Origin of the sequence: Methylobacterium sp. Leaf112 (assembly GCF_001423295.1) — a bacterium.
Lineage (GTDB): Bacteria > Pseudomonadota > Alphaproteobacteria > Rhizobiales > Beijerinckiaceae > Methylobacterium.
On record NZ_LMNG01000003.1, the window covers coordinates 132,464 to 153,951 of the forward strand.

General features: G+C 64.5%; 16 protein-coding genes and 3 pseudogenes. 15 read left to right on the top strand and 4 right to left on the bottom strand.

Annotation, left to right across the window (positions count from 1 at the left end; all coding sequences use genetic code 11):
* Positions 1-145: 145 nt before the first annotated feature.
* The 4 genes and pseudogenes from ASF52_RS03540 to ASF52_RS03560 form a co-directional block, all read left to right on the top strand.
* Positions 146-420 (top strand): annotated as a pseudogene (locus ASF52_RS03540) (IS5/IS1182 family transposase); the annotation flags it as partial.
* A gap of 468 nt (positions 421-888) precedes the next feature.
* Positions 889-1,368 (top strand): annotated as a pseudogene (locus ASF52_RS22395) (hypothetical protein); the annotation flags it as partial.
* A 372-nt stretch (positions 1,369-1,740) separates the two neighbouring features.
* Positions 1,741-3,522, top strand: coding sequence for a beta strand repeat-containing protein (locus ASF52_RS03555; RefSeq protein ID WP_056167687.1), 1,782 nt, complete (start codon positions 1,741-1,743; stop codon positions 3,520-3,522).
* Between the two features lie 362 nt (positions 3,523-3,884).
* A pseudogene (locus ASF52_RS03560) lies at positions 3,885-4,364 on the top strand (hypothetical protein); the annotation flags it as partial.
* A gap of 29 nt (positions 4,365-4,393) precedes the next feature.
* On the opposite strand, the gene ASF52_RS03565 reads toward ASF52_RS03560, so the two are convergent.
* Entirely contained in the window at positions 4,394-4,732 is a 339-nt protein-coding gene (locus tag ASF52_RS03565) for a hypothetical protein (RefSeq protein ID WP_156629956.1), read from the bottom strand.
* A 57-nt stretch (positions 4,733-4,789) separates the two neighbouring features.
* Here ASF52_RS03565 and ASF52_RS03570 point away from each other — a divergent pair, with 57 nt between their 5' ends.
* The 8 genes from ASF52_RS03570 to ASF52_RS22405 all read left to right on the top strand — a co-directional run bounded on the left by ASF52_RS03570 (position 4,790) and on the right by ASF52_RS22405 (position 11,157).
* Positions 4,790-6,349: a beta strand repeat-containing protein gene (locus ASF52_RS03570; protein WP_056167695.1), complete on the top strand. Its 1,560-nt coding sequence runs from the start codon at positions 4,790-4,792 to the stop codon at positions 6,347-6,349.
* Positions 6,350-6,447: 98 nt separating this feature from the next.
* The gene (gene csgH, locus ASF52_RS22400; RefSeq protein WP_156629957.1) at positions 6,448-6,771 is read left to right on the top strand and encodes a curli-like amyloid fiber formation chaperone CsgH; all 324 of its coding nucleotides are present in this window, start codon (positions 6,448-6,450) and stop codon (positions 6,769-6,771) included.
* Complete coding sequence (locus ASF52_RS03575; protein ID WP_056167699.1) at positions 6,758-7,279, top strand: hypothetical protein; 522 nt, start codon at positions 6,758-6,760, stop codon at positions 7,277-7,279. Before csgH ends, ASF52_RS03575 begins: the two co-directional genes overlap by 14 nt.
* A gap of 11 nt (positions 7,280-7,290) precedes the next feature.
* Positions 7,291-7,731, top strand: a complete 441-nt coding sequence (locus ASF52_RS03580; RefSeq protein ID WP_200937379.1) for a curli production assembly/transport component CsgF — start codon at positions 7,291-7,293, stop codon at positions 7,729-7,731.
* 103 nt (positions 7,732-7,834) lie between these two features.
* A complete protein-coding gene (locus ASF52_RS03585) occupies positions 7,835-8,713 on the top strand; it encodes a CsgG/HfaB family protein (protein ID WP_056167791.1) in 879 nt (292 codons plus the stop codon).
* A gap of 2 nt (positions 8,714-8,715) precedes the next feature.
* On the top strand, positions 8,716-9,651 hold the full coding sequence (locus tag ASF52_RS03590) for a lytic transglycosylase domain-containing protein (RefSeq protein ID WP_056167702.1): 936 nt from the start codon (positions 8,716-8,718) through the stop codon (positions 9,649-9,651).
* A gap of 517 nt (positions 9,652-10,168) precedes the next feature.
* Positions 10,169-10,753, top strand: coding sequence for a hypothetical protein (locus tag ASF52_RS03595; RefSeq protein ID WP_056167705.1), 585 nt, complete (start codon positions 10,169-10,171; stop codon positions 10,751-10,753).
* Positions 10,753-11,157 (top strand): hypothetical protein, encoded by a 405-nt coding sequence (locus tag ASF52_RS22405; protein ID WP_156629958.1) that lies wholly within the window; start codon positions 10,753-10,755, stop codon positions 11,155-11,157. The genes ASF52_RS03595 and ASF52_RS22405 overlap by 1 nt, the downstream gene beginning before the upstream one ends.
* 133 nt (positions 11,158-11,290) lie before the next feature.
* On the opposite strand, the gene ASF52_RS22410 is transcribed toward ASF52_RS22405, so the two are convergent.
* From ASF52_RS22410 to ASF52_RS03605, 3 genes are all read right to left on the bottom strand, one after another.
* Positions 11,291-11,857 carry a hypothetical protein gene (locus tag ASF52_RS22410; protein WP_156629959.1) on the bottom strand — a complete coding sequence of 189 codons (567 nt, stop codon included), beginning with the start codon at positions 11,855-11,857 and terminating at the stop codon, positions 11,291-11,293.
* Positions 11,858-12,236: 379 nt separating this feature from the next.
* Complete coding sequence (locus ASF52_RS03600) at positions 12,237-13,235, bottom strand: helix-turn-helix domain-containing protein (RefSeq protein WP_162241014.1); 999 nt, start codon at positions 13,233-13,235, stop codon at positions 12,237-12,239.
* A 146-nt stretch (positions 13,236-13,381) separates the two neighbouring features.
* Positions 13,382-14,722, bottom strand: a complete 1,341-nt coding sequence (locus ASF52_RS03605; RefSeq protein WP_082515174.1) for an MFS transporter — start codon at positions 14,720-14,722, stop codon at positions 13,382-13,384.
* A gap of 352 nt (positions 14,723-15,074) precedes the next feature.
* Here ASF52_RS03605 and ASF52_RS03610 point away from each other — a divergent pair, with 352 nt between their 5' ends.
* From ASF52_RS03610 to ASF52_RS03620, 3 genes are all read left to right on the top strand, one after another.
* A complete protein-coding gene (locus tag ASF52_RS03610) occupies positions 15,075-17,366 on the top strand; it encodes a TonB-dependent receptor family protein (protein WP_056167714.1) in 2,292 nt (763 codons plus the stop codon).
* A gap of 758 nt (positions 17,367-18,124) precedes the next feature.
* Positions 18,125-20,287 carry a molybdopterin-containing oxidoreductase family protein gene (locus ASF52_RS03615; protein WP_056167717.1) on the top strand — a complete coding sequence of 721 codons (2,163 nt, stop codon included), beginning with the start codon at positions 18,125-18,127 and terminating at the stop codon, positions 20,285-20,287.
* Positions 20,288-20,797: 510 nt separating this feature from the next.
* Positions 20,798-21,394 (top strand): hypothetical protein, encoded by a 597-nt coding sequence (locus ASF52_RS03620; RefSeq protein WP_056167720.1) that lies wholly within the window; start codon positions 20,798-20,800, stop codon positions 21,392-21,394.
* Positions 21,395-21,488: the final 94 nt, after the last annotated feature.

The following is a 21,488-nucleotide window of genomic DNA, read 5'->3' on the forward strand; positions in this document are numbered from 1 at the left end:
ACCACGCTGATCCGGACGTCAATAGGCTGATCCCGAAATGAACCTATGGACGTCGACAACGAGTCCCGGGTAAGGGCCGCTCCCCACCGAGGCTGTGTGAGAACGTTGTCGTTCTCATAGTCTCTGCGTGGCGTTGGAGGCTTGTATGGCGCATTCCATTTGCGGTGGGGATCGCCACCAAATCACGCCCCTGCTGAACCACTTGGACGACCACGTATCCGAGGACAACCCGGCGGGGGTCTTCGATATGTGCGTGGACGAACTCGATCTCGCCGCCCTTGGTTTCAACAGCGTGAGGCCGGCCGCAACCTCGAACTGGTTTGCCTGATCGGCCGCCTCGCCCCTGACTTCAAGACCATCGCCGACTTTCGGCGCGACGACGGTCCGGCGATCCAGACCGCTTGCCGCCAGTTCGCGGTGAGATGGCGGTGCAGCCGCATGCTGAGTCAGATCTGGGATGCGGAGGTAGGGAGACCCTCTCGCCGACCGGCAGTTTGCGTTCCGGACAGTGTCACAGGAGCGCAGGACTTCGCGAGCGAAACTTGACACCGAACCGACTCGCTCGCGCACGACATCAAGCAGAAAGAAGCGTCCCTTCAAATCGCGCGTCGTAACGCGCCGCAGCTACTACGTATTCAATTGTGGCGCGAAAATTCTGGAAAATAGCCTGCGATTGTGGGCGTGCGCACACGTTTCCGTGAAGCAATTTGTCGGGATGGCTTGCAGATTGGGACGCACGGACAAGGCGCGTTTTGAAAGACTCGGTTATTGCACCGTTAAGGCGCCGCTCCGGCAAGCAAGCCAGATCGAGACCCCAGTCAAACGCCGATAAGGCGTTTCACCCGCATTAACTAAGACGGCAAACGCCGAACCAAGGGGTCCGTTCCAATGAACAAGCATCTTCTCATCCTGTCGATGGGTGTCGCCGCGAGCGCCTTTGCCGCCACGGCCTATGCCGACAACAACCGCGCCTACACGAGCCAGACCGGCACTGGCGGCAATGCCATCACGATCAACCAGAACGACACCGGCACGGATGTCAGGTCGGTGACAGCGGGTTCGGGGGGCGGCAACACCGTCGGCACCACGGACAAGGCCTTCCTGCAGACGGGCGCGGGCAGCAACACCCTGACCAGCGACCAGACCGGCACCGGCAACAGCCTCGGCAGCGCGGTGCAGGGCAAGCAGGACGGTTCGGCCAACAAGGCCGCGGTGATCCAGGCCGGCACGAGCGGCCGGGTCGAGCTGCAGCAGACCGGCACCAACAATGGCGTCGCCTCGGGCACGAGCAAGGGCCTCGTGAACGGCTCGGTCACGGGCAGCAACGTCGTCACCCAGGACGCGAAGGCGGTGAACGGCGTCATCGACNGGCGTCGCCTCGGGCACGAGCAAGGGCCTCGTGAACGGCTCGGTCACGGGCAGCAACGTCGTCACCCAGGACGCGAAGGCGGTGAACGGCGTCATCGACCTGCGCCAGACCGGCATCGGCAACGAGTTCAATCTGCAGCAATCCGGCACCGGCAACACTCAGACGCTGAATCAGTCGCTGTTCGGCAACCAGCTCACCACGAGCCAGGACACAGCCAGCGCCGCCAGCTCCATCACGGTGACCCAGACCGGCACTAACGCGGCGACCCCGAACCGCGTCACCGCCGTGCAGGCGAACACCAACGATGCTGCCATCACGGCGACGCAGTCCGGCACGGGCGGCACCGCCAGCCTCACCCAGACCCTCGCGCCGTGCAGGCGAACACCAACGATGCTGCCATCACGGCGACGCAGTCCGGCACGGGCGGCACCGCCAGCCTCACCCAGACCCTCGCGGACGGGAAGAGCAGCCTCACCGCGAGCCAGACTGGCACCGGCAACACCGTAACCGGCCGGCAGACCGACGTCCACGCCGCCTCCGGCCTCACCGTGAACCAGGGCGGCGACCGCAACCGCGCCACGGGCACGCAGTCCACCGCGACCGGCAGCACCCTCAGCGTCACCCAGACCGGCAACGACAACACCGCGACGGCGACGCAAAACATCGCGACGAGCAGCATCCTCGGTCAGACCCAGCTCGGCAACAACAACACGGCGTCGGGCAGTCAGACCAACACGAGCGGCAGCACCATCACCGGCCTCCAGTTCGGAAACCTCAACCAGATTACCCAGACGCAGTCCGATACGACCGGCGGGACGATCAACGGCAGCCAGACCGGAAACAGCAACACCTTCACGCAGAGCCAGAGCAGCGCAAACGGCAGTTCCTCGATCTTCAGCCAGCTCGGCGACAAGAACAGCGGTTCGAGCTACCAGACCTACGCGACCGCTTCGACCGTTACGGCGAACCAGACCGGAAACAATCACAGCGTTTATGCATCGCAAAACAATATGTCCGGCGGATTGATCGCGGTCGATCAGACCGGAACGCAGAACACCTCCAACAGCTCTCAAAATTTTTCCGACAATAGCACCATCAAGACCAATCAGTCCGGTCAATACAACTACAGCAACGGATCTCAATCCTCTTCGAAGAACAGCAACATTACACTGACTCAGTCGGGCGCCCCCGACAAGGCCCCTGCCGCTGCTCCCACCTCCCCCTACGCTTTCTATTATCCGACCTACAACAACAACAGCGGCGCGACCCAAAACTCACAGAACAACAGCCGCATTACGTCCGATCAGTCCGGAAAAAGCAACAAAGTATATTTCCAGCAGGGTCCATGGGACAATTCCGCCCAGAAGAACATCGGCGGTAGCGATAATCTGATCGGCAGCGTTCAGAGCGGAACCTCGAATAATACCAGCGCAACTCAGGCGGGCAGCAATCAAACGCTCGATCTTCAGCAGGCTGGAACCAACAACCAGATCCAGGCTCTCCAGAACGGCGGAGACGGCAATAAAGCGACCCTGATCCAGACCGCCAGCAGCAGCGGCAGCAAGGCCAAGCTGGAGCAGAACGGATCCAATAACACCTCGACCTCGACGCAGTCCGGCGCCAACAACACCCTCACGGGTTCCGGCTACCCGTATTACGGCGACCGTCAGCTCGTTTCGGCCGGATCTCAAGGTTGGGTCTCCGAGGCGGCCTACCAGGGCGGCACCGGCAACCAGCTGTTCAACACCCAGGCCGGTAGCTACAACACCGCCTCCGTCTCCCAGATCGGGTCGACGAACGCCCTGAGCACCACGCAGTCCGGCACCAACGGCAGGCTCACGGCGACCCAGTCGGGCACGTCCAACGGCCTGACCAGCTTGCAGGGCGGCGATCTCGCGATGCTGCTCAGCTCCCAGACCGGCTCCAACAACACCATAATGTCGACCCAGGCGGGCTTCGGCGTGCAGGCGACCCTGACGCAGAACGGCAGCGGCAACGGTATCGTCGCCTACCAGAACGGCAGCGGCAGCGTGATCACCGGCTTCCAGGACGGTACCTCCAACACCGCCAACGTCACCCAGACCGGCAACATGATGGTGGCAAACTTCAACCAGACCGGTGCCGGCAACACCCTCACGGTCCGCCAACGCTGATCGTCGGGCAAGCGCACGGCGCGACCGTGCCTCCAAGATGCGAAGCCGGCACTCTCCACAGTACCGGCTTCGCCCTGCTCCGCTTCGTCGATCGAACCCAAGGCATTGCAAATCACGCAGGTTTGGCGGAGCGCCGAACGGCATCCGGAACGGACAGCCGGTCACTCTTTCGTGAATCGAATTATCGGGATGATCTGCAGATTGGGACGCACGGACAAGGCGCGTTTTCAAGAGCCGGGTTAGTGCACCGTACGGGTTACGGTTGGGTAGCCCACAAAGGTCGAGACCCCAGTCAAACGCCGATAAGGCACGCAACCCGTATCAACTAAAACGGCAAACGCCGAACCAAGGGGTCCGTTCCAATGAATAAACATCTTCTCATCCTGTCGATGGGTGTCGCCGCGAGCGCCTTTGCCGCCACGGCCTATGCCGACAACAACCGCGCCACCACCAATCAGACCGGCACTGGCGGCAATGCCATCACGATCAACCAGAACGACACCGGCGCCGATGCCAAGTCGGTGACGGCGGGCGCAGGCGGCAACAACGCCGTCGGCACTACGGACAAGGCCTTCCTGCAGACGGGCGCGGGCAGCAACGCCCTGACGGTCGACCAGACCGGCACCGGCAACAGCCTCGGCAGCGCGGTGCAGGGCAAGCAGGACGGCGGCGGCAACACGGCCGCCGTGATCCAGGCCGGCACGAGCGGCCGGGTCGAGCTACAGCAGGCGGGCACGAACAACGGCGTCGCCTCGGGCACGAGCAAGGGCCTCGTGAACGGCTCGGTCACGGGCAGCAACGTCGTCACCCAGGACGCGAAGGCGGTGAACGGCGTCATCGACNGAGGCGGTCGAAATCCGTGACGATGCGGTCACGGATGGCGAAGGCCCAACAATGGCGTCGCCTCGGGCACGAGCAAGGGCCTCGTGAACGGCTCGGTCACGGGCAGCAACGTCGTCACCCAGGACGCGAAGGCGGTGAACGGCGTCATCGACTTGCGGCAGGACGGTACCGGCAACGCGTTCAATCTGCAGCAATCCGGTAGCGGCAACACCCAGACGGCGAACCAGTCCCAGTTTGGTAACCAACTCGTCGCCAGCCAGGACGCGGCCAGCACCGGAGGCTCCATCACTGTGACCCAGACCGGCACCGATGCGGCGACCCCGAACCGCGTCACCGCCGTGCAGGCGAACACCAACGATGCTGCCATCACGGCGACGCAGTCCGGCACGGGCGGCACCGCCAGCCTCACCCAGACCCTCGCGCCGTGCAGGCGAACACCAACGATGCTGCCATCACGGCGACGCAGTCCGGCACGGGCGGCACCGCCAGCCTCACCCAGACCCTCGCGGACGGGAAGAGCAGCCTGACGACCGCCCAAGTCGGCGACCGCAACAGCGCCACAGGCGCGCAGTTCACCGCGACTGGCAGCAGCCTCGCCTTCACTCAGACCGGCAACGACAACATCGCGTCCGGTCTCCAGTCCGTCACGAACGGCGGCACGATCAAGGGCTCTCAGCTCGGCAACGGCAACACCCTCACGCAAAACCAGAACGGTGCGACCGGCTCGTCCTCGATCTTCACTCAGACTGGTAACGGCAACGGCGGCTTCGGCGATCAGACCCGCGTCTCCGGTAGTTCCGCCACCCTCACCCAGACCGGCGACGCCAACAGCGGCACGATCAATCAGACCGACGCGACCACGTCGGGTGTTTCGGTGACTCAAGGCGGCAACGGCCACACGGCCTCCGCGTTGCAGCGCGCCGTCACCAACGCAGCGATCACCATCGGCCAGACCGGAACGCGGCAGGAGAGCAAGGCCGAGCAATTCCTCGTCAAGGACGGATCGATCACCATCACCCAGTCCGGCCAGCGCAATCGCGGCGAGGGGTATCAGACCGACACCAAGTCCAGCACGATCGCGCTGACGCAGTCGGGGACGTCCGACTCATTGCTGTCGGGCTCCACCTACAGCAATTTCAGCAAGGGCGGGCAGACCGGCCAGACGAACAGCCGCATCACGTCCGATCAGTCCGGCGAGCGGAACCAGGCGGCGTTCGATCAGGACTACTATGTCTTCAGCACCGATACGCGCACTCCGGGGACGAACAACGCGATCGACAGCGTCCAGGGCGGCAAGAGCAACGTCACCATCGTGGCTCAGGTCGGCAACAGCAACGTGTTCGATCTTCGGCAGGCCGGCAGCTTCAACGACCTTCGCGCGGTCCTGTACAACGGCGACGGCAACAAGGCGACCCTGATCCAGACCGCCGCCAGCAGCAACGGTAAGACCAGCCTGGAACAGAGCGGCTTTGCCAACATTGCGACCTCGACGCAATCGGGAGCCAACAACAAGCTCATCGGCCCCGGATACAACACAACCTACGGACGCACATTCAAGCAGACCGCCGACGCCGCCTACCAGAGCGGCACCAGCAACCAACTGTTCAACACCCAGTCCGGCAGCAACGCCACCGCCTCCGTCTCCCAGATCGGGATGACGAACGTCCTGAGCACCATCCAGACCGGCACCAACGGCAGTCTCACCGCGGCCCAATCGGGCACCGCCAACAGCCTGACGAGCGCGCAAGGCGGTGATCTCGCAATGCTGATCTCCAACCAGACCGGCTCTAACAATGCCATCACGTCAACCCAGGCGGGCTTCGGCGTGCAGGCGAACCTGACGCAGAACGGCAGCGGCAACGCGATCGCCGGGACGCAGGACGGCGCCTCCAACTCCGCCACCGTCACCCAGACCGGCAATACGATGATGGCGAGTTACAACCAGACCGGCACCGGCAGCACACTCACGATCCGCCAGCGCTGATCGTCGCGCGCCGCACGGCTCGACCGTGTGTTTTAAGATCCGAAGCCGGTACTCGACAGTACCGGCTTCGATCCGTTCCGTGTCCTTGAAGGTACATCATGCCACAAGTTCCGCCGCCGGAGCCGCCGGCCCTACGCTGTACATTGACTCAGAATGTCGAGAACGGCACGGTCTCCCTCGGAGGTATGGTTTTTTCCGACTCCGTTCGTGGTGGAAGCTATAGATTGAAGGTGGTCAAATCAGGTCCGTCTGGTTCGTCGATCCTTAACCAGGGTGGATTATTTGAAATCGACCCGCCACAGGCCAGCAAGATCGGCGAAATGACGTTCTCCCTCGAGGTGGGCGCGCGCTTTCATGCTCACCTCGTCGTGATGTCCAATGGCAAGACTGCCGAATGCGAGGATGGCAATGAACGCCTTTGAAAAGACGGCCGTCCGGCTCGCCGCCGCATCCGGGCTCCTCGGCCTCGCCCTCGCGCCGCTCCAGGCACAGACGGCGGCGCCCGTCCAGGGTTACGCCGTCATCGGCGGCGAGACGATCCCGATTCCGCTGCTCTCCGACGGGGCGGACCGCACCATGGTCAATCAGTCGGGCCAATCGAATTCGGTCACCCTGGAGACCCAGGGGCACGGCGTTTCGACGACGCAGACGCAGATCGGCAGCGGTAACCGCGCCGGCGTCTCCGTGGCGGCGGACCAGACCACCTTCACCCTCATGCAGTCCGGAAACCTCAACACGGCGAACGTGTCGGCGGTGAACGGCGGCGGCAACCGGCTCGGGATCGAGCAGGTCGGCAACGGCAACACCTCGAGCATCAGCGCCACCGGCCAGAACAACACCATCGTCAGCCAGCAGATCGGCTCGAACCTATCGAACACCATCTCGGATGTTGGGTCGAACCGCACAATCACTGTTCGTCAGGTTCGCTGAGGGTTTTTCCCATGATTATCCGCCACCTTGTTCTCCTCGCCTGCCTCGCCGTGACGGCTTCCGCCGCGCAGGCCGGCAGCCTCGTGTATCAGCCGGTCAACCCGGCCTTCGGCGGCAGCCCCCTGAACGGCTCCTGGCTGCAATCGGAGGCGAGCGCCCAGAACTTCTACCAGCGCGAGGAACAGCGCCGGCAGCAGATCGGCAGCGCGCTCCAATCCACCAGCACGGCACAGACACCGGGGCAGATCTTCGCGCAACAGCTGCAGTCCCAGCTCTACAGCTCGCTTGCCAACCGCATCACCCAATCGATCTTCGGCGAGAATGCCCAGACCAGCGGCAGCTTCGCGTTCCAGGGAACGACCATCGGCTTCGTCAGGATCGGTGGCAACGTTCAGGTGACGATCAACGACGGACAGTCGGTGACCACGGTGACGGTTCCGAGCGCGCCATAACGACGAGACCATGTGAGTTGAATGAGCCGTCGGCCAGAGACGGCGATCGGGGTCGGGGGTTCCAGTGCGTATCATCCATGTCTGTCGGGGCCTCGCGGCGGCCATGGCCGTCGCGTCGGCCGCCGCTTGCTCGCCCATTGGCCTGGTCGAAGGGCCGCTCATGGAGGCACCCACGGTGACTCCCCAATCCCCCACGGGCCTCAACCTCGAAACCCTGCCGCCGCCCCTGCGCAGCATCGACATCGCGATCTACAGCTTTCCCGACCTCACCGGGCAGAATAAGCCGAGCGACAACATCGCCGAGTATTCCCGCGCCGTGACCCAAGGGGGCGCGGCGTTCGCCGTGGATGCCCTGCGCCGCGCCGGCAACGGCCGCTGGTTCCGCGTGGTGGAGCGCGGCGGCCTCGCCAACGTGCTGCAGGAGCGTCAGCTCATCCGGGCGACACGGCAGGAATTCGCCCCCGACAACGCCAAGCCGCTGCCGCCGATCCGGTTCGCGGGCCTCATCGTCGAGGGCGGCATCCTCGCCTACGACGCCAACACGATCACGGGCGGACTCGGCGCGCGCTACCTCGGCATCGGTGGCGACACGAAGTACCGACGCGATGTGGTGACGGTCGGCATGCGCATCGTCTCGGTCCAGACCGGCGAAGTGCTCAACAGCGTCACGGTGACGAAGACGATCTACTCCATCGCCCTCAATGCCGGCACCTTCCGATACGTCGCCCTGAACAAGCTCCTCGAACTCGAGGCGGGCATCACCCGCAATGAGCCGACCCAGATGGCCGTGCGCGAAGCCATTGAACTCGCCGTCTACTCGACGGTGCTGGAGGGGGCCGAAAAGGGCCTGTGGCGGTTCCGCGACCCGTTCGTCGGACGCCGTCTCATTGAGGAGCATCAGTTCCGCGACAAGATTCCGCCCCTCGTCGACGCCGCCACCTTGGCGCCGCCGTCCGAAACGATCGTGGCCGCGAAGAACTAACGATGCCCGTTCGTCTGCGCCTGTTTCTGACGGCCGTTGCCTGTGTCTGCTCGATGGGACCCGTGCGAAAGGAGGATCACCTGAAAGCCGCCTCGTCGGCGCTCGCCGTGACTGCCGTCGCGGGCGGAATCGATCTCCGCTTGTCAGATAATGTCGCTGCGCCCGCCACCGCCAGTTTCCTGCGGATCGGCGCGACCGGCACGTTCGGCGGCGGGACGCAACTCTGGCCAAACCCCCATACGCGGGGGACCACCCTCCAAATTGCCCCTCTCATTGCCGATGCAGCATCCCGCGCCGGCCTACCCTACGACTTCCTGTACAGGCTCCTCGTGAGAGAAAGCGGCTTGCGCCCTGATGCGGTGAGCCCCAAGGGCGCCCTCGGCATCGCCCAGTTCATGCCGGCCACCGCCCTCGAGCGTGGCCTCTCCGATCCGTTCGATCCCCAGGCGGCGGTACTCAAGGCGGCCGAACTCCTCCGGGATCACACGTCCCGTTTCGGCAATCTCGGCCTTGCCGCCGCCGCCTACAATGCCGGTCCCGGGCGGGTCGACCGCTGGCTCGGCGGCATGGCCGCAATGCCCCTCGAAACCCGCGCCTATGTCCGCGCTATCACCGGCCGGGAGGTCGAGAGCTGGTCGCCCGCCGGGCGGATCTCCACGGCACTGGGTGCCGCGCAGTGGACGGCCCTCGTCGGTCCGTCCAGCGAGCCCGCGGCACCGCGCTCCGCGACGGTCGGACCGGACCGCGCCGGGGCCGCTTCGGCCATCGTCCTTCCACCGAGGGCGCCCGCGAAAACGCCGTCATCCAAGACGGACGTCGCCCTGACTGTCCGGAGCGCCAAGACAAAGACTGCGGAGCGGGTCGTCCAATCCGAACAAGCGTTGTGCGACCTCATGAACGAGCGGGGGCAAACCTGTTTCGTGCGGCAAATCTACTGACCGGGGCGCGTCCCACGGCCCGACCCGATCTGCTCGACCCGGACAGGATCAACGCTCGCGGGTGGGGCTTCGCGCAAGTTGCGGTCCGTCCGTGCGCTCGGCGCGGACGGGGCAGCCTCCCGGATCAGTGTCGGCGGCACGGGTGGAGCGCCGGCGCTGGTCACGATGCGCGGGCCGACACGTCGGCCTTCGACGAAATCGAGGCAATCGCGCAGGGCGGTCGGGTCTTTTACGAAGGTGCAATCGTTCACGCTCGATGGCGACCTGTATTCGATCCCGGACTGTGCCAGTCCCGCAGACGGACTCAGGATCAGGCATCCCATCAAAGCCGACAGAGCGTGGCGCATGTGACCGATGTCCCGTGATCCCGGTTCTTCCGACACTGCTTTCCAAATCATTCGGATAAGCTGAGCCAAGCACAATGATCAATTCGAGAGTGCACTGCATGGTTCCCGGTCGGCGGTCTTCCGGCCCCGCGGCGCCGCGACGGCCGGGCGCTCGCCTAGGCAGCCTGGCCTTGACCGTTCTCCTCGCGGTTCAACCGCTTCCCCTGGCGGCCGCCGAGGCCGTCGCACCGGCGCCCAAAGCCGAGACGCCGCCGCCTGCGGCGAACACCCCACCCGGCGACGCCCGTGCGCCGGTCTGCGATGCTGGTTGCGTCCGCGCCAACGCGGAGCGGGCGGCGCAGGCCTGCGCCCCGCGAATCGAGAACGAGGCGCCGTTCGACTTCGAGTGGCTGACCCGTCCCTTCGGGGGAATCTTCCAAGAGGCCGATCCGCCCGCGCCGAGCGAGGCCGCTATTCGCTACAAGGGCGACTCGATCCGGTTCATGAGCCCGCAGCGCGAATGGGTCCGTATCACCTACGAGTGCGTCTTCGATACCGCGGCGCAGCGCATCGAGACCGTGCGCGTGCGCTTCGGCCGCCTGAACGGCCGCATGGCTCCGCCGCCGCCCGGCCCGGGAGGGCAATCCGCGGCCGTGTCCGGCCCGCCGGCTCCGGTGGCCAGCCCGCCACCCGTGGCACCGCCACGGAAAGCACAGAGGCCGGGGGAGCCGAACAGCATCGAGATCCTGCAGGTGAACCCTGCCCAGAAGCGATGATGACCGCCGCGTTGCCGACCGGAACAAGCACCACGATCTCGGCGAGGGCCGGTGGGATCCGCAGACTCGCGGCGCTGGCCCCCCTCGTCATAGGGCTTGCTCCTTGGGCGGCGGCGGCCCAGACGATTAACAACGTCAACGACTGCACGCTGCTCACCGATCCGGTCTCGCTTAGGCGGTGTGTCGACAGCTTCGCCGGACGCATCCAGAGGCCATCGGATCAGTTGCTCTTACCGTCGGCAGACGTCGTACAGCCCCAGGTCGAAGGGCGCCCGAACACATCTCCCGCAGTCGCCACGCCGAAGGCAGGGACGCCCAAGCGCGTGAACAATTGGCTGCCGGAGGCCGGCAAGGCCGGCGGCGTCATTCGCTCGAACCCCAATTCGATCGTGTTCGACCGGTAAAGGGCGGGTAGCTCCAGAGTGATTGGGAGATGCATTGACGGCCGGTAACGATTAGTCTTTGGTCAAGTGGGTTCGATCCGAGCTTTTCCGAATTCAACTCGGCTGCGACGTAAATCCAAGACTTCACGCTGCTTCAACGTTGTCTGGCGGTCAACGTGTTTCCGATGCCAGTCTGGGTGAAAGAGGAAATGTTTTGACTGCCACTCTGGGCGATGATTGCGATATTGAAGCCCCCTTGCTGCAACCCGGTAATCTGATTGTCCTGTCCTGCTTGCGTGAAGACTGCGTTCAGTGCGAACCCCATTGAATCCTGAACGGATAGGATGCGATTGCCCGTTCCGATCTGCTGTGTCGACAACATGGCACCATCACCACGTGTGCTGCGAAGGCTATTACTTGCCGGCGCCTCTAAAACCGTCGTAGTTCTCGGGGCGGCCCTTCCCTGAGCTGCTTGCTCCTTCGTACCGAACAAGTAAGTCGGATCGCCCCGATCATAGTCCCAAGCCGAAAAAAGTGGCGTTGTGAAGCAGTTCTGACGAAGGCAGGAAGCATCGTCGAGACTGATTGCGCCTCGATCCACAAAAGCCGCTTGCCGTGAAAAGATGCTCGTTTCGGCTGCCGATGGGCTCGTGGCGACGATGAGTCCGCATGTGGTCAGGAGTACCGTTCGGACGGCAGGCGTCATAAGCCGGAAGAACATGATTTTATGCTCCCTTGCGTAACAAAATTTAATCTCCGTTATCGACGGGGCAACTACGGATTACAGAACTATACGTAGGGGGAAATTCTTAAGAGGAATGATCTCACGTTCGTGCGCTGCGCACGGATCTTCTCGTATGCTTAATCAGGCGATCGCGGCGCCATACCCGGCACCAAACGCTCACGTGTGGCGTTTAGGTTCGCTTTCGAACGGGTGTATCGAACAACGCGCACCCCTCGCTGGTACCTCGGGGTACGAAGGCGCGTATTGTCTGAGCATCTCCAATCTTATATAGGGACCCACGGCATCGTTCGGGATGGACGATGAAATTTTCGGGAGACAAACGCCACCTCGGGGCGCATCGTGCCGGTCGCGCGGCTCAGACCCTCGACGACTTGGCGTTCAGGACCTCGACCCAGCCGCGCATGTGTTCTGCCTTGAGGTCGCCCACGGCGCTGTCCTCAGGACGCAGCATGGCGTCGCGGAATTGCGCGGGTGGTACCCCGTAGGCCGCCATGAAGGTGCGCGAGCCGTGACTGGCCGATGAAAAGCCGAGGTTCCACGCCAGGGTCGCGATCGGGGTAAGCCTGTCGCCCCGCAGGATCGCGGAGCGTAGGCGGGCTACCCGGCGCCGGACGATTTCGCCCTTGACGCCACCCACCGGGTCGAAGGCCCGGTAGAGCGCACTGCGGGAAACCCCGGAGCCGGTCGCAACCAGGCCTACATCGAGGTCGTGCCGCCCGAGATGGGCATCGATGAACAGCGACGCACGCAGTCGCCGTGCGGCCTGTATTTCTTCTTCGTCGCGATCCCGATCGGTGACGTATCGTCCAGAGCGATCCATGCCGTCCGCGATCAAACCGGCAATCAGCGCGCTCCCCCCGAGAGGAGCATCGGCGGACCCGGACGCCCCCCGGGCCAGGGACAGTACGGCCACGCCGAGCCCTGGGCAGGCCTTCCTCGAGAGAACGGCACCGTGAAGACTGCGTAGGTTTGGGACCACGGCTTCGACGACTTCCCGGGACAACGCAACGGTGACGAAGTCGGCGTCGTGCAGGACCGTACGTTGCGGAAGCGTGGTGTCGAACAGAACGACGTCGCCGGCGGCGAGGAGGCGCTCGTTCCCCGGCGCGCCGGCAAGCATACGGCCCGACCGCAATACCTGAAGGTTCAGATGCTCGAGTCCATCACGCCGGGCTCGCGAGCCCTCCCGCTGATGGACTACCCCGACGACCTGCCGATCGAACAGGAACAATCCGGCGGCGCGACGCCCTATGACGGTCGCCTCGAACCGATCACCAACCCGCGAGACCGAGGAAGCGACGGAATAGAGATCGTGGTAGGTTTCGAACTCGTCCGATGCGGCGCGTCTGAGCATGGCCTGTTTTTGGAAGGATGGGCGACGGCCCGTAAACCCGACGGGGCGAAACCATACCATCCCGGCTGATTTCGAACCACATTCATCCCATCCGGGTTCCGTCCCATCGTTTGACCGAGCGAAGACGTATTTTCCGAGTGTCCACGTTACGCGCGGCGGCGCAGCCCCGCCAGGGCGCCGCTCAACCCTAGGAGGGCGGCGACGGTCACGACGACGACGATGGCCAGCCCGATCCCCCCATTGTCAGACAGCCGGTCGCTCAAGGCACCGATCGAGGGTGGCCCTATGCCGAAACCCACGGCCGTGACGGCGGCGATGAACAGAGAGGTGATCCGGCCGCGCAGGGGCTTCGGTGTCATGGTCTGAAGGCCGAGAAGACCGGCGGGCGCGGCGAGGCCGAGTAGGAAGATGAGGCCCGCGAGCGCCGTTAAGGAGACCGCGACGCGATCCGACAGGCCGAACACGGCCACGATGGGTGGGGTGATCGCAAGGCACCCGGCGAGAACCAGGATCGCGGCGGTGCGCGGACGGGATCGTGCGAGCCTATCGATGATCCAGCCGCCCGCCAGGTGACCCATCGGAGCCGCCAGGACCACGACGAGGCCGAAGGCACTGCCTGCCTCCGCCATGCTGAGGCCGAAGCGGCGCACGTAGAGGACCACGGCCCAGGCGTTGACGGATTGGACGATGAGGATCGTCGCGGCGCTGGCGACGGTGTGGGCAGCATAGCGCCGGGCGTGCCGGGCGAGCCAAGCAAGCGCATGCCGACGCGGTCGATCCTGCCTTGACGTCCGCACGCGGTCCGGGTCGGACAGGACGAGGTAGAGTGTCGCCAGAACGAGATTGGGAAGGCAGCTCAGGACGAAGATCGCCCGCCAGGGCGGCAACGGGCCGAAGGGCGGGACGAACGCGATGGTCGCCGGCAGGACGGCGAGCAGACCGCCACCGGCCAGGAGAGCGGAGCTGCGGCCGAGGGTGGCCCCGGCGGTGTAGATGGAGATGCCGCGCCCGAGCCGGGCTCGCCCCTGGCGCTCGGCGATGAGGGAAAGGGCCAAGGGTGTCAGGCAGGCTTGGCCGAGGCCGAGCAGCATACGAGCGCCGATCAGCTCGCTGAAGGAGGTCGCGAGACCGCAGGCCACGGATGCCGCGCTCCAGACCAGGATGCTAGCCGCGATGAAGCGGGGCCGATGGAGGCGGTCGACGAGCCCGCCGCACAGGATCGAGGCGAGGACGAACACCGCTACGAACGCTGTACCTTGCACAAGACCGACCTCGAAGTCGCTTAATCCCAACGCGGTCTTCATGGCCGGGGCCACGAGGGTGATCAGGAACCGGTCGGCGAAGGCGATAAGGTGCGTCGCCGCAAGAAGGTAGACGCCGGGCCAGAGGCGGATCGGCGACGCGCGGATGACGGATCGACGTTCGTGTGAGGCGGGTGCGGGAATGACGGCGTTCCTATTCGGGACGCGCTGCGGCGCCTCCCTCAGACTACATCCGTCCGGAGGGGACGGCCTTCTTCACCATGCCGGATGGGACGACAAGCCGGATCGGAAGCTCTGGGCGGCAGAACAAGAGAATGTGAACGAGAAAAATCAGCGACAGCGTGTAGAAATATCACCGATAGCATCGATTGCATCGGGATCTCGGCCGCGCGACGCGATTCGGTGGAATCTCGAATTTAACGATTCAAACGACCGTCGTAACGCGCGAACTTCTAGAAGACCTCTAATCATTCGGGGCGATTTCGACCGCTCGAAGAGCTTTGTGCAAGACAATGAGCGCCTCCGCGACTGAGTTTTCCTCCGGAACGGACTACGGTCGATCTGCGAACCCTCTGACGTGTCGGGCGACGTGAGGATCGGCGGCGCCCTTCTGTTTCTCGTCATACCGATCGGCGCCGAAGCGTCCGCGGCGCGCAATCAAGCCACTCTCGCCGAGTTGTCCATTGTCGCCGATACGGCGCCTGGCCGTGTCGCCCCTGGGGCCGCCTCGCTTAAGGGTTCGGCGCCTGCCCCCGTGGAAGGTACGACGGGGGAATCCGTCACGCGCATCGGCCGCGAGGGGGCCATCGCGAACCGCGCGGCGCCGACGATCGGCACGGTCCTTCTCGACAGTCCGGGCGTCGTCCTGCGGCAGGACAACGGCGCGCGCGACGTGATCGTCTCCATCCGTGGCAGCAATGCCCGGGCCGGGCGGGTCATGCGCAACACCGTAATCCTGGAGGATGGCTTCCCCCTGACCCAGCCCGACGGCGTTTCGCGCCTCGACCTCGTCGATCCCCGCGCGTATGCCGGCCTCGAGGTGTTCCGGGGGCCGCAATCTGCGCTGTTCGGAAACTACGCGACCGGGGGAGCCATCGCCCTGCGCACCCGCACCGGTCGCGAGATCGACGGCTACGAGATCGGCACCGATGCCGGCAGCTTCGGCTATCTCAACCGCTATTTCACGGTCGGGGGCGTGCGCGGGCCAGTGGAGATCGCTCTGTTCACGAGCGACGCGCGCGGACGCAGCGTCCAGGACAACACCGCCTACGACATCCAAACGGTTGATCTCACCGCGCGCTACACACTGACCCCGGACACCCGCTTCACCCTGAAGGTGATCAACAACACCATCCAGGCCGACTTGCCCGCCCGCGCGTCCCGCGACCAGTACCGGATCAACCCGTTCCAGCGCCATTGCGGGACTGCCGCCACGGCCGCATCTGGCTGCGTCCTGACCAATCTGTTCGCGAATGGAGCATTCGGGGCCACGGTCCCGGTGACGGCGAGTCAGGCGGCTTTCGGGCGTGACGACCGCCGCACCATCGTGGCCGCCCGGTTCGAACACGATCTCGATGCGGCGACCACGTGGCGCGTCCAGGCCGGTTTCGACGAGCGAAACTTCGACCAGCCGTTCTACACCACTTCCGTGCGCGGCAGCTTTCCGTCGTGGAACCTCCTCACCGACCTCACCCGGCGCGGCACATGGTTCGGCCTGCCCGCCGTGAGTTCCATGACCCTCGCCTACAGCACCGTCGATTCCCACTCGACCGTCTTCAATCGGGCGCCGACGGGCGGGCCAGCCCTGGGCGCCTTCATTGGCGAACAATTTGCTGTGCAATCAAATCTCGGCGGGCGGGCCCGGACCGACATTGCCCTGTCGGATGCCTGGACCGGGGTGCTGGGGATCAGCGCCGAACGAACCGGGATCACCGGCCGCAACGCCGCTTACGGCTATTCCACCGCCGGTCGAACCGAGTCGCTCGTGATCGTCGACCGCGACCGGTTCAACCTCGCGCCGGAACTCGCCCTCGTCTACCGGCCAAATCTCGAATGGTCATTCCGGGGCCGGGTCGCGACTGGCTACTCGGATCCGGGCGCAACCAGCCTGTTCGTGACCGCCGCCGGCCTTCCGGGCAATAACACAGGCCTGCGAACGCAGGAGGCGCTCGGCTCCGACCTCGGCATCGACTGGACCCCGGTGGAGCCACTGCGCATCAGCCTCACAGGCTTCGTGGAGGCCTTTCGCAACGAACTCATCACTCAGTCGCAGGGCGCCGGCCGTCTCACCTCCACGTTCAACGCCCCGGCCTCGCTGCATCGCGGCCTCGAACTTGGTGGCGAATGGGCTCTCGGTTCGGGTTGGCGCGCCACCCTTTCCTACGGGTTCGACGATCAGGTCTACACCCGCTTCGTCGAGAGCCTGAGCGCGGGCAAGCTGACCGCGGCGTTCGACCAGGCCGGCAAGCGTATCCCGGGCGTTCCCCGCCATCACGGACTGGTACGAATTGGCTACGAGCAGGTCGGCGGCCCATTTCGTGGATTTGGAACGTTCCTGGAAGCCGTGGCGCAGGACGATGTCTTCATCGACACGGCCAACCTGCTGACCGCCCCCGGCTACACGATCCTCAACGCCAACGTGCATTACGCTGCCGAGCTGCCCGGCCCGTCTGCCAGACGCGTCAACGTCTATTTGGAAGTCCGCAACGTCCTCAATCGCACCTATGTCGCGTCCGCCCTCAATCTCGCCAACACGCTAAATGCTGGAACGGGCCTTCAGAACGGCGCCGCTGTCCTCGCCGCAACGCCCGGTTCGATTTTCGCTGGCGCACCGCGCAACATCGTGGGCGGGATGAAACTCTCGTTCTGAGGTGGCCGCGTCGTGCTGACCAAGAGCTGCTGAAATTGGATAAGGACCCTTGGCCTACCCCCTGGAAAGCGGCTCTTCGTCAAGTTTAGTGGATTAGATTGTTGGGGAGGAGGCGAGAGACCGCTTCTGACTGAACGGGGTGGGGACCTCAGATCAGGGCATACCCCTTCTCTGTGACATCCCCAGATATCGCCTTCTCTACGTTAGGCGTGAGGAGAGCACTGTTCTTTACATTGCCGCTCAGCGTGTGAAAAAGCTTCGAAGGATAACCCCACCCCCAATATTTCTTAAAACATTGCTTCTATTCGGAATTCTTAATATGAAGTGGGGGTCACGATCGGCGCCGATCGTGACCCCCACTTCAATCACATATTGCATCAAAAAATCAAAGTATTAAGTGGATTTCCGCTAGGGTTAAACTTCGGTGCTTATCAACAGCCTCAAAGCGGACAGGCAACAATCCACCCTGTCCAGTCGTAGAGCGGACTGGCAGAGCTCGACTCAACCTCGCCGCTTCGAGACGATTCCCGGCCACCACGAAGCGGACGTCGGTTCGAATTCCTTTGAGCGTTGCCATCCACGGAGCGTTCCCTGTCGTCCGTGACGGCGCTGCAAATATGTTAGCCCCACGAACCCACGCCGGCTTCGCGCCTAGGTGAGACCGAAACTTGGAATTGTTCGCACTTAAGTGCATCCTTCCTGCTGGCCGGGCCGGCTCGCTAGAACAATAAAGCGAGACGCTCGGCCGTGGAGGAAACATGAACGAGATCGTCAAGCCCGACTCCCTGCTCGTCGCCGAGGCTGAGAGCATCACCGAAACCTTCTTCGGCGGCTGCCCGCACGACTGCCCAGACACCTGCTCAATGATTTTCGAGGTCAAGGACGGGGAGCTGCTCGGCGTCCGCGGCAACCCGGATCATCCGATGACCCGCGGCGGCCTCTGCGTGAAGCTGAAGGATTACGAGAAGCGCCATTACCATCCCGATCGGCTGCTCTACCCGATGAAGCGCGTCGGCCCGAAGGGCTCCAAGCAGTTCGAGCGCATCACCTGGGACGAGGCGCTGGACACCATCGTCACGCGCTGGAAGGCGATCATCGACCAGTACGGGCCCGAGGCCATCGCGCCCTACAGCTACCTCGGCAACCAGGGCTTGGTGCACGGGCTGAACGGCGGCGACGCGTTCTTCAACCGCATGGGCGCTACCGTGACCGAGCGCACCTTTTGCGGCGAGGGCTCGTGCACGGCCTGGCTGCTCACCGTCGGCCCAACGGCGGGCCTCGATCCGGACAGCTACATCCACTCGAAGTACATCGTGATCTGGGCCTGCAACTCGGTCAGCACGAACCTGCACCACTGGGCCATCGTGAAGGACGCCCAGAGACAAGGCGCCAAGGTCGTCGTCATCGACACCTACGCCTCGCGCACCGCCAAGGCGGCCGACTGGCACATCGCGCCGAAGCCCGGCACGGACGGCGCGCTCGCCATGGCGCTGATCAACTCGATCATCGAACAAGGCCTCGTCGACCAGGACTACGTCGACAACTACACGGTCGGCTTCGAGGAGCTGAAGGAGCGGGCGAGCACCCGCACGCCGGAATGGGCCGCCGACATCACCGGCGTCTCGGCCGAGGACATCCGCAAGCTCGCCCGCGAGATTGCGACCGAGCAGCCGGTGGGCATCCGCATGGGCGTGGCGCTGGAGCGGCACTACGGCGGCGGCCAGACCATCCGGGCGGTGTCATCCATCCCGGCGTTGACCGGCGCCTGGCGCCATGTCGGTGGTGGCGTCACGCAGTTCGGCGTCTGGGAGCACCCCTACAAGTTCGACGTGATGTGCCGGCCCGACCTAATCCCAGAAGGCACCCGCGTCATCAGCAACCTGCAGATCGGACGCGCGCTCACCGGCGAGCTGAAGCTCGACCCGCCGATCATGTCGATGATGTGCTGGAACTCGAACCCGGTCACGCAGGCGCCCGAGACCGACAAGATCGTTGCCGGGCTGATGCGCGAGGACCTGTTCATGGTCTCGGCCGAGCACTTCCTCTCGGACACGGCGTCCTACGCCGACATCGTGCTTCCGGCGACGATGGGCGCGGAGATGGAGGACATGATCCTGTCGTGGGGCCACCTTTATCTCACCTACAACACCAAGTGCGCGGAGGCGCCCGGCGAGGCGATCCCGAACAACGAGATCTTCCGCCAGCTCGCCGCCCGGCTCGGCTTCGAGGAAGAGAACTTCAAGTGGACCGACACGGAGTGCCTGGAGCACTACGTCGACTGGAACGCCCCGGCCTGCGAGGGCATCGACCTCCAGTACATGCGCGAGCATGGCTTTGCCCGGCTGAAGGTCGGCACGCCGGACGACCGTGCCCCGCATAAGGAAGGAAACTTTCCGACGCCGACCGGCAAATGCATGTTCATGGTCGAGGGTGCCACGAACTTTGTCGCGCCGCCGTTCCGGCAGATGTACGAGGGCTTCCAGCCCGGCGAGGCGCTCGATCCCCTGCCCGACTACCTCGGCCCGCGCGAGTCCCACACCAACGACCCGGAGCTGGCCAAGCGCTTCCCGCTCAACATCGTCTCGCCCAAAAGCCACTACTTCCTGAACTCCTGCTACGCGAACATGGAAGACAAGCAGAAGGGCCAGGGCGAACAGTTCGTGATGATCAGCCAGCATGATGCCGACGCACGTGGCATCCGTGATGGCGACAGAGTGCAGGTTGCCAACGACCGGGGGGCCTTCAAGGGCGTGGCGCGCATCACCGAGGACGTGAAGGCCGGCATCGTGGTGGCGACGCTGGGCTACTGGCGCCAGCTCAACGAAGGCACGGTCAACAGCATCTCGTCGGGGGCCTTCACCGACATGGGCCACGCCCCGTCGTTCTCGGACAACCTCGTTGAGGTTGCCCGGGCGAACTGAAGTCACCGATTGGCTGAGCAACAAACAGGCGTCCTACGGGACGCTTGTTCCTAATCAATGGTTCTTTGGTCAGCCTGCCCTGAGAACGAATTGTGAGAGCCCCTGGGTGTTCGTGGAAAGCACACCCAGGTGTCCGCTTCTTCCACCATCACGCCCGAAAGCAGACCGGCAAAAATCCACCCGACCCGGTCGTTGGCCTCTGTTTCGACAGCCTGGAAGCGGACCTTCCGAGGATCGGCCAGGGGTCGACAGCTGCCGATCTCAGCTGAGCATTGCGCCATCGGGTACGACGGGCGCGATGATGGTGTGAAACGAGATAGTTCGAGGCGAGCCCCCGCCTGCGCGGCCGGCTCGCTGAGGAAGATGGGGATTAGACAGGGACAATCTGGCGAAGGCACCTTCGCTAAAAACCCCTGGAGGACAGGAAGAACGGACCGCGGCGCTCGAACAGCGCTCGCGGGACGTCGGTGAGGCGCCTTCGCCCCTCTCCTCAACGATGAAGATCCTCAAATGACACACCATGACGTGCCCACCGGCGCGGACGCTTCCGCTTGCGCCTTCGAGCCGACCGGCCTCTCTCTCGGAGCGGACGCCAGTCAGCCCCCAGGCCATCCAGGAGCCTGGCTGTTCAAGGCGCGCGCCCTCGACAGCCACCGGCCCGGACCGCTCACGCTCTTCGTGCCCGGCCACTTCACCACCCTGATCGAGCAGGCCTCCGGGATGCTGCTCCATCCGGACGATCTCGTCGGGTCCCACACCCTGATGGTGACCCTGACGATGGACCCGGTGCTCGGTCTCACCGTCCGCGTCATCGGCCTCGACAGGGGCATCACGCTGCGAACCTGGGCAAAGGACGATGCCGCCGTCCGGGCCAGCCTCGAAGCTGACGGGTCGTGGAACGCCCAGCGCGCCGTGCCGGTGCCGCGGCGCCTGCGGAGGGTGATCCTGATCGAACCGGATGACGGCGCACCGCATCCGGTCGGAACGCAGCTCGACCGCTGGGCGGAGCGAGGCATGCTGGTCGTGCATCGCGAGCGCGTCGCCTTCGAGGAGCCTGGGGCGGTGGATTGCCTTCGGGAGGCGTTCGAGCGGGCCAAGGACATGTGACGTGACTGGCTGGCTTTGGACCGGGCTGATTGAGAGGATCAGCCAGGACCGAAGGAGCTGGACATGCGGCGAGGTCAGAAGACGGGTGCGGAGC

Excerpts from the sequence above, each read along its gene's own strand:
- ASF52_RS03615 (WP_056167717.1), top strand. The coding sequence starts at position 18,125 with ATGAACGAGATCGTCAAGCCCGACTCCCTGCTCGTCGCCGAGGCTGAG.
- ASF52_RS03620 (WP_056167720.1), top strand. The coding sequence starts at position 20,798 with ATGACACACCATGACGTGCCCACCGGCGCGGACGCTTCCGCTTGCGCC.
- ASF52_RS03600 (WP_162241014.1), bottom strand. The coding sequence starts at position 13,235 with ATGCTCAGACGCGCCGCATCGGACGAGTTCGAAACCTACCACGATCTC.
- ASF52_RS22405 (WP_156629958.1), top strand. The coding sequence starts at position 10,753 with ATGACCGCCGCGTTGCCGACCGGAACAAGCACCACGATCTCGGCGAGG.
- ASF52_RS03585 (WP_056167791.1), top strand. The coding sequence starts at position 7,835 with ATGGCCGTCGCGTCGGCCGCCGCTTGCTCGCCCATTGGCCTGGTCGAA.
- ASF52_RS03565 (WP_156629956.1), bottom strand. The coding sequence starts at position 4,732 with ATGGCAGCATCGTTGGTGTTCGCCTGCACGGCGGTGACGCGGTTCGGG.
- ASF52_RS03575 (WP_056167699.1), top strand. The coding sequence starts at position 6,758 with ATGAACGCCTTTGAAAAGACGGCCGTCCGGCTCGCCGCCGCATCCGGG.
- ASF52_RS03590 (WP_056167702.1), top strand. The coding sequence starts at position 8,716 with ATGCCCGTTCGTCTGCGCCTGTTTCTGACGGCCGTTGCCTGTGTCTGC.
- csgH (WP_156629957.1), top strand. The coding sequence starts at position 6,448 with ATGCCACAAGTTCCGCCGCCGGAGCCGCCGGCCCTACGCTGTACATTG.
- ASF52_RS22410 (WP_156629959.1), bottom strand. The coding sequence starts at position 11,857 with ATGTTCTTCCGGCTTATGACGCCTGCCGTCCGAACGGTACTCCTGACC.
- ASF52_RS03580 (WP_200937379.1), top strand. The coding sequence starts at position 7,291 with ATGATTATCCGCCACCTTGTTCTCCTCGCCTGCCTCGCCGTGACGGCT.